This is a genomic window from Mesorhizobium sp. M7A.F.Ca.CA.004.04.2.1, from assembly GCF_004022825.1.
Classification (GTDB): domain Bacteria; phylum Pseudomonadota; class Alphaproteobacteria; order Rhizobiales; family Rhizobiaceae; genus Mesorhizobium.
The window spans coordinates 1-7,388 of record NZ_RZPH01000194.1 but is presented as its reverse complement, the minus strand read 5'-3'; the positions used below and the strand labels follow the sequence as shown (position 1 = coordinate 7,388).

General features: G+C 63.0%; 7 protein-coding genes and 1 pseudogene. 1 reads left to right on the top strand and 7 read right to left on the bottom strand.

From position 1 onward, the window contains the following. The 7 genes and pseudogenes from EN893_RS11550 to EN893_RS11520 form a co-directional block, all read right to left on the bottom strand. Window positions 1-324 (bottom strand): annotated as a pseudogene (locus tag EN893_RS11550) (ABC transporter permease); the annotation flags it as partial. After that, window positions 324-1,454: an ABC transporter permease gene (locus EN893_RS11545; protein ID WP_127269000.1), complete on the bottom strand. Its 1,131-nt coding sequence runs from the start codon at window positions 1,452-1,454 to the stop codon at window positions 324-326. The gene EN893_RS11545 and the pseudogene EN893_RS11550, both read right to left, overlap by 1 nt. Continuing rightward, window positions 1,451-3,028 (bottom strand): ABC transporter ATP-binding protein, encoded by a 1,578-nt coding sequence (locus tag EN893_RS11540; protein WP_164749014.1) that lies wholly within the window; start codon window positions 3,026-3,028, stop codon window positions 1,451-1,453. The genes EN893_RS11545 and EN893_RS11540 overlap by 4 nt, the downstream gene beginning before the upstream one ends. Before the next feature lie 133 nt (window positions 3,029-3,161). After that, complete coding sequence (locus tag EN893_RS11535; protein ID WP_127272649.1) at window positions 3,162-4,139, bottom strand: quinone oxidoreductase; 978 nt, start codon at window positions 4,137-4,139, stop codon at window positions 3,162-3,164. Between the two features lie 44 nt (window positions 4,140-4,183). Beyond that, complete coding sequence (pcsA, locus tag EN893_RS11530; protein ID WP_023811884.1) at window positions 4,184-5,002, bottom strand: phosphatidylcholine synthase; 819 nt, start codon at window positions 5,000-5,002, stop codon at window positions 4,184-4,186. After that, window positions 4,999-5,613 carry a DUF1326 domain-containing protein gene (locus EN893_RS11525; RefSeq protein WP_127271928.1) on the bottom strand — a complete coding sequence of 205 codons (615 nt, stop codon included), beginning with the start codon at window positions 5,611-5,613 and terminating at the stop codon, window positions 4,999-5,001. Before EN893_RS11525 ends, pcsA begins: the two co-directional genes overlap by 4 nt. A 14-nt stretch (window positions 5,614-5,627) precedes the next feature. Beyond that, window positions 5,628-6,566: a DUF2182 domain-containing protein gene (locus EN893_RS11520; RefSeq protein WP_127272650.1), complete on the bottom strand. Its 939-nt coding sequence runs from the start codon at window positions 6,564-6,566 to the stop codon at window positions 5,628-5,630. 71 nt (window positions 6,567-6,637) lie between these two features. Between EN893_RS11520 and EN893_RS11515 the strand changes: the two genes are divergently transcribed. Further along, window positions 6,638-7,388, top strand: a 751-nt coding sequence (locus EN893_RS11515) for an FAD-dependent monooxygenase (RefSeq protein ID WP_206640104.1), incomplete at its 3' end; no start/stop codon positions are given.

Genomic DNA, 7,388 nt, shown 5'->3' with positions numbered 1-7,388 from the left:
GGTGCCCATCATGCCGGACAGGCCAAGGCCGAGCAGCGTCAGCGACAGGCCGGTCGCCACCTGGTTGGTGGCCAGCGACAGCGTCATGACGGCAAACAGCAGCGAGAACACCGCGCCCATGGCGATTGCCGCCAAAAGGCCGATCCAGGGCGAGCCGGTGAGATAGGTCGCGCCGAATCCGCCGACAGCGCCCATGATCATCATGCCCTCGACGCCGAGATTGAGCACGCCGGAGCGCTCGACCACCAGTTCGCCGATTGCCGCGATCAACAGGGGCGTTGCCGCCGTGGCGATGGTCAGAAGGATGTTTACGGTGATGTCCATCAACGGGCTTCCTTCAACTTTGGCGCGGCTTCGAGTTTCGCGGCACCTTCCGGCTTGGTCAGCGCCAGGCCGACCAGGCGAATGCGGTAGTGGATGAGCGTGTCGCAGCCGAGCACGAAGAACAGCAGCATGCCCTGGAACACCCGCGCCACCTTGTCGGAGATGCCGAGCGCGCTCTGCACCGCTTCGCCGCCGAGATAGGTCAGCGCCAGCACCAGACCGGCGGCAACGATGCCGAGCGGGTTGAGGCGGCCAAGGAAAGCCACGATGATGGCGGTGAAGCCATAGCCGGGCGAAATGACAGGCTGCAGTTGCCCGATAGCGCCCGAGACCTCGGAGATGCCGGCGAGACCCGCCAGAGCGCCTGACAGCAGGAAAGCAAAAAAGACCATGCGGTTGAGGCCGAAGCCGGCGAAGCGCCCTGCCCGCGGGCTTGAGCCCAGCACGCGCACCTCAAAACCTTTCAGCATGCGGCTCATCAGGATCCAGACCAGCACCGCGGCGACCAATGCGAAGACAAAACCCCAGTTTGCCCGTCCGGCATCCGGCATCAGCTCCGGCAACACGGCCGAATCGTTGAACTGGATGGTCTGCGGGAAACCATGGCCCTGCGGATCGCGCCAGGGTCCGCGCACCAGCCAATCAAGGAAGAGCTGCGCGACGTAGACCAGCATCAGGCTGGTCAGGATTTCGTTGGTGCCGAAGCGAGTCTTGAGCAGAGCCGGGATCGCGGCATAGGCCGCGCCGCCGACCATGCCGAGCAACAGCATCAGCGGCAGCACCAGCGGACCTTCGAACTGCGGAAACAGCACGGGAATCATCGAACCGGCAATGCCGCCGAGGATGAACTGGCCTTCGGCGCCGATGTTCCAGATGTTGGCCTTGTAGCAGACCGACAGGCCGACGGCGATCAGGATGAGCGGCGCTGCCTTGATCGCCAGCTCATGTAGCTGCCAGACCTGGCTGATCGGCTCGATAAAATAGATATTGAACGCGGTCAGCGGATTGACGCCGAGCAGCGCGAACATGACGGCGCCGGCAATGATGGTCAGCGCGAAGGCGATGAACGGCGACAGGGCCGAAAACAGCATGGAACGCTGCGGGCGTTTGACGAGTTCGAGGCGCATCATGCCGTCTCCAGCGAGTGTTCGGCGTGGCCTGGTTCGGCGCCGCCCATCAGCAAACCTACCTTTTCGAAGGTTGCCTCGGCGATCGGCATAGGTTTCGACAGCTCGCCATTGTGCATGACCGCGATCGCATCCGATATCTCGAACAGCTCGTCGAGATCCTGGCTGATCACCAGCACCGCCGATCCGCTGCGCGACAACTCGATCAAGGCCTGGCGGATATGAGCGGCAGCGCCCGCATCCACGCCCCAGGTCGGCTGGTTCACCACCATGACGCTTGGCCGGCGGTCGAGTTCACGGCCGACGATGAATTTCTGCAGATTGCCGCCCGAAAGGGCCGCGGCCTCCGGATCCGGCGCACTCTTGCGTACATCCATCGCCTCGATGATGCGTTGGGACGCGGCTTGGATGGCACCGCTCTTCACCATCCCGCCGGAACCGACGAACGCCTTGCCGTCGGTGGCATGGCGCGACAGCAGCAGGTTTTCGGAAAGCTTCATGCGCGGTGCCGCACCGTGGCCGAGGCGCTCCTCCGGCACGAAGGCAGCGCCCAGCAGTCGGCGCCCGGTGATGGTGAGGCCGCCTGCGTCCTTACCGCGAATGCGCACCGAGGATGCATCCTGCTGCGGCACTTCGCCTGAGACGGATTCGAAGAACTCGCCCTGGCCGTTGCCGGCGACGCCAGCGATGCCGATCACCTCGCCCGCCCGGACGTTCAGGTTGATGCCCTTGAGCGGGATCGAGAACGGTGTTGCCGGCTTGCGGCTGAGGTTGCGAATCTCGAGCAGCGGCTGCGCCGTGGCGATCCCCTCGACCGGCGCGCGCACCACGGCCTGCACCTCGTTGCCGACCATCATGCGGGCCAGCGAAGAGGCGGTTTCCTCGCGCGGGTTGCAATGGCCGACGACCTTGCCGTGACGCAGCACGGTGGCGCGGTCGCAGATGCGTTTGACCTCTTCGAGCCGGTGCGAAATGTAGAGGATGGATTTGCCTTCCGAACGCAGGCGCTCCAGCGTCTCGAACAGCTTGTCGGCTTCCTGCGGCGTCAGCACCGAGGTCGGCTCGTCCAGGATGATGAGCTGAGGCGTTTGCAACAGGCAACGGATGATTTCGATGCGTTGGCGTTCGCCTACCGACAGGTCGCCGACCAGCGATTCAGGATCGAGCGGCAGGCCGTAGCTGAAGGAAAGCGCCCTCGCCTTCGCAGCGATGCTGTTGATCGGCGAGCCGTCGTCCAGCGACAGGGCAATGTTTTCGGCCGCGGTCAGCGCCTCGAACAGCGAGAAGTGCTGGAACACCATACCGATACCGAGTTTTTTCGCGACGCCGGGGCTGGAAATCCTGACGGCCTGCCCGTTCCAGAAGATCTCGCCGGCATTGGGCTCCAGCGAACCGAACAGCATCTTCACCAGCGTCGACTTGCCGGCGCCGTTTTCGCCAAGCAGGGCGTGGATCTCACCCCTGGCGATGTCGAGATCGATATGATCGCACGCCGTCAGCGTGCCGAATATCTTGGTGAGGCCACGAACCTCAAGCAGGTTCGTGCCGTCGTGATTTGCACTCACAGTGCCTCCCATCTGGTTAGCCAGACATGTTCTGTGTTCCCGCAGGCATGGTAGGCGCGGCCGGCTCTCATCGGAAAGCGGCACACGTCTTGAAAGAGCTTCAAGAATTTCAGCGGAAATTCAAGGGATAGCAAGGCAGAACGAACTAAGGGATGAGAATGGTCGTCCCTGTGGTCCTGCGGCCCTCGAGGTCGGAATGCGCCTTGCCGGCGTCCTTCAGCGCGTAGCGCTGGTTGATCTTGATTTCGACCGCGCCGCTGAGCACGACCTCGAACAGGGCGGCGGCAGAAGCGTCGAGGTCCTCGCGTTTTGCGTTGTAGACGAACAGTGTCGGCCTTGTTGCGAACAGCGACCCCTTCTGTGCCAGCAATGACATGCTGAACGGCGGTATGGGTCCCGATGACTGGCCAAAGCTGACGAACATGCCAAGCGACCGCAGGCAGTCCAGCGAAGCCGGAAATGTGTCGTTGCCGACCGAATCGTAGACAACGTCGCATTTTTTGCCGCCGGTGATGGCGGCGACGCCGGCAACGAAATCCTGTTCCTTGTAGTTGATGACATGGTCGAAACCATGCGCCCTGGCGAGCTCGATCTTGTCGGACGAGCTGGCGGTGCCGATGACGGTGGCGCCGAGATGTTTTGCCCATTGGCCGAGGATCAGCCCGACGCCGCCTGCCGCGGCGTGGAACAGGATCGTGTCGCCGGCCTTCACCTTGAACGTCCGGCGCAGCAGATATTCCGCGGTCATGCCCTTCAGCATCATCGCCGCGGCCTGTTCGTCGCTGATGCCATCCGGAACCTTGACGACGCGGCTGGCATCGATGACGCGCTGTTGCGCGTAAGCGCCCGTCGTCACGGCATAGGCGATGCGATCGCCAGGCTTCAGCCAGTCGACGCCCTGGCCGACCTCCAGCACCACGCCGGCGGCTTCGCTGCCTGGCACGAGCGGGAAGCCGCCAGGCGGCGGGTAGAGGCCAGAGCGATGGTAGACATCGATGAAATTGAGGCCGATCGCGGTGTGCCGGACCAGGATCTGCCCGGATCCCGGCTGGCCGGGGTCAGCGTCCTCATAGGTCAGAACTTCCGGGCCGCCATTGGCGTGAATGCGGATCGCTTTCGACATTGCTAGGCTTCCTGTGGGGCTAGGCTTCCTGTGGGAGCGGCTGATCAAGCCTTTTTGGCACCGAGATTGGGAAAGAACTGCATGATGCCACCGATGCAGGCAAGGTAAAGCCCGGTGATGGTAATGCCGATCTTGGTGAAGGTGCTGACCTGTTCGCCCAGCACGCCGATCTGATCATAGAAGGCAGCGAGTGCCGCCTGGGCCAGGGCAAGCGCGCCGAAAGCGCACCACAAGAGAGTCATCCCAAGGTTGATGCGCCGCAGCCGCACCACCCGCACCGGGTGGATGAAGTTGATCGGCACGAAAGTCAGGACGCCGGCCACCACCACAACCGCGAACGAAACCCATTGTCCGGGCTCGATGACGAACAGGGTGAACACCACCATGTTCCAGACCACGGGGAATCCCTTGAAGAAATTCTCCTTCGTCTTCATGCCGGTGTCGGCATAGTAGATGGCGCTGGACACGACGATGATCGCCGCCGACAGGAAAGACAGGCCCTCGCCCATGAAGCCGCGCTGATAGAGCGCGAAGGCCGGGATCAGCACGTAGGTCACGTAGTCGATGATGTTGTCGAGCAGTTCGCCTGACCATGTCGGCAGGATCTCCTTGACCTCGAGCTTGCGCGCGATCGGTCCATCGATGCCGTCGACGAACAATGCCAGCCCGAGCCACCAGAACATTGCGGTCCAGCGCTCTTCGCTCGCCGCTACCAGCGACAGGAAGGCCAGGAATGACCCCGAGGCGGTCAAGAGGTGGACGGAGAACGCCCGCGCCTGTGGCCAGGTGACCTTCTTCTTCGGCCTGGGAATCCGGTCCGTGATCTTTTTGGCGGCTTTTCGGGCCGTTGTGTTCTTGCTCACGGGCCCCGCCAATCCAGCTTGCAGATTTCGGCCGAACGGCCGGCGAAATTCCAGTTGCGGCCGAAAGCCCGCATCTTGCTCTTGTCAGACCTTGCCACGACAATCTCGGGCGCGATCCAGTATTCCGAATTGCTGATCACCGTATCCTTGTCGCGATCCTTGCCGGGGATGGGTGTCACCGCCCCGTCGATAATCTTCGGTATCTGGAAGATACGCGTCTTGTCACGCGTCTCATAGGTGATCGGCACTTGTTCGACGCCGAGGAATTTGCCGACCAGGATGGAGAGCAGCGATGTGGTTCCGCCTGCCTTGCCCGTGAAGATCTTGGTCAGCGCCTTGACCGCGTAGACCGAGGCTCGGCTGTCGATGAACAGGCCGGCGGTCCAGTTGCCGCGGCTCATGTAGCCGGGGATTTCTATGATCAGCCCGAGATTGAGGCCGGACAGATCGACCTCACCGAAATGGCCTGCATCGATACGAAACCCCGCCCAGGTCTGGCAATAGCCTTCGGTCGGCGGATGATTGCCAAGCGATAGCACGCAGGGGCAAAAAACCGTGCAATTGCAGGAGAGTACGAGCTCTCCCTTCATCGCCCAGCTCTGGTCTGCCATCGATTTTCCCCCACTCATAGCGAGACTACTAGCAGCGCGGCTGCCCAGACAAGCAGTATCGCACCGGCCAGCCGGGTTGGAACCCTGCTGGCTGTTTGTTTTTCGATCAGGGTGAACAGCCCGATCAACGCCATCCAGAAAATGTTCATGACGCCAACGGCGAACATCACCAGCATCAAGGCCCAGCAGCAGCCGAGACACCACAGACCTTGCGCGACACCGAGCCGAAAGATGTTAAGGGGCCTTGCGCTCCAGTTCGAAAACAGGACCGAGAACGGGTTCTTGCATTTCTTCAGGCAAGCTTCCTTGAGGCCGCTGAACTGGTAGAGGCCGGCAATCACGAGAGCGAGCGCACCGGCAAGGCCGACGACCGGATCGAGCATCCCGGCTGACGAGGCGAATGCATGGACGGCCAAGGTCAGCGCCGCGAACATCATTGAAGCGGCGAGCCAGACGCTTAGGTAACCGGCGACCAGCACCAGCGGGTGAACGACCGGTTCGCCCTTGATGCGAGCCGTGTCAGTGATTTCGCAATAGGTGCGGATCATCGGCGCCGCCGAAGGCAGCATCATCGCGACCGCCATCAGGAGCCACATGAAAACGAGCGCGCCGGCCTGCAAGCCGAGATCTGCGTCCAAGGGCACCGGTGAGAGGCACAGCACAAAGAACCGTTCCAGGAAATCGGGCAGCGGCAGTGGCGGCAGGCTGCGCAGGATCCTGTCGCCAGGGGCGCCGACGCCCGCAATCCCTGTTTCAGCCCCGCGGATTGCCATCGCCGCAAGAGACAGCCAGGCAAGCAGGATGCAAGCGCCGACAACGACGTTTACCGTGACGCGAGGATTGCGCGCGATGCCGGCCATGGCGCGGCCGGCGCGGTCGAGATGCCTGAAGTCGTCCTGCTGGCCGGTCATGACATCCGAATGGGCCGAATCGCCGCGTTGATCAAGCGGCATGATCTGACCTATATGCTCATCGAACGGCAGGTCGGGTGGACCCGCCTCGCATTGCAAGCCGGAAGCCGATCTTGGAGCATCAGCAAACTGCGCGGATACTGGTTGCCGGCACGGGGCCGGCAGGGCTGATCGCGGCGCTCGGTTTTGCCGCCGAAGGTTTCCCGGTGACACTGGTCGGGCCGGAGGCCACCGCTCCCGATGGCCGCACGACAGCCCTGATGAACCCTGCCTTGAAAGTGCTCGACCGGCTTGGCGTGCTCGAAGCCGTCAAATCCAAGGCGGCGCCCCTGAAAGTGATGCGCATCGTCGACGCCACCAGCCGGCTGATCCGCAGCCCGGTCGTCACCTTCCGCGCCAGCGAGATCGACGAGGACCAGTTCGGGCTGAACCTTCCCAACAGCGTCCTCAACCCGGCACTCGCCAGCGCCGTTGCCGCGCATGCCGGCATCGACCGGCTGATGTCGATAGTGGCGAACTGGCATCTCGATGCCGAGCACGCCCGTGCCGTCCTGGCCGACGGCAGCACGGTCGACGCATCGCTTGCGGTCGCCGCCGATGGGCGGTTGTCACCGGCGCGCCAGGCGGCCGGCATCTCGACCTCGGCCCGGTCCTACCCGCAGGCAGCTCTCGTCCTCAATTTCGGCCATAGCGGCGACCACGCTTTCACCTCGACGGAATTCCACACCGAGACCGGTCCGTTCACGCAGGTCCCGTTGCCCGGCAATCGCTCCAGCCTGGTCTGGGTGGTCAAGCCCGAGACCGCGACCGACCTCGCCGCACTGGACGATACGACGCTTTCTCAGCGGGTTGAACAGCAGATGC

Bases quoted from the DNA above. Each gene is read 5' to 3' on its own strand.
- EN893_RS11545 (WP_127269000.1), bottom strand. From the start codon at position 1,454: ATGATGCGCCTCGAACTCGTCAAACGCCCGCAGCGTTCCATGCTGTTT.
- EN893_RS11540 (WP_164749014.1), bottom strand. From the start codon at position 3,028: ATGGGAGGCACTGTGAGTGCAAATCACGACGGCACGAACCTGCTTGAG.
- EN893_RS11535 (WP_127272649.1), bottom strand. From the start codon at position 4,139: ATGTCGAAAGCGATCCGCATTCACGCCAATGGCGGCCCGGAAGTTCTG.
- EN893_RS11525 (WP_127271928.1), bottom strand. From the start codon at position 5,613: ATGGCAGACCAGAGCTGGGCGATGAAGGGAGAGCTCGTACTCTCCTGC.
- EN893_RS11520 (WP_127272650.1), bottom strand. From the start codon at position 6,566: ATGCCGCTTGATCAACGCGGCGATTCGGCCCATTCGGATGTCATGACC.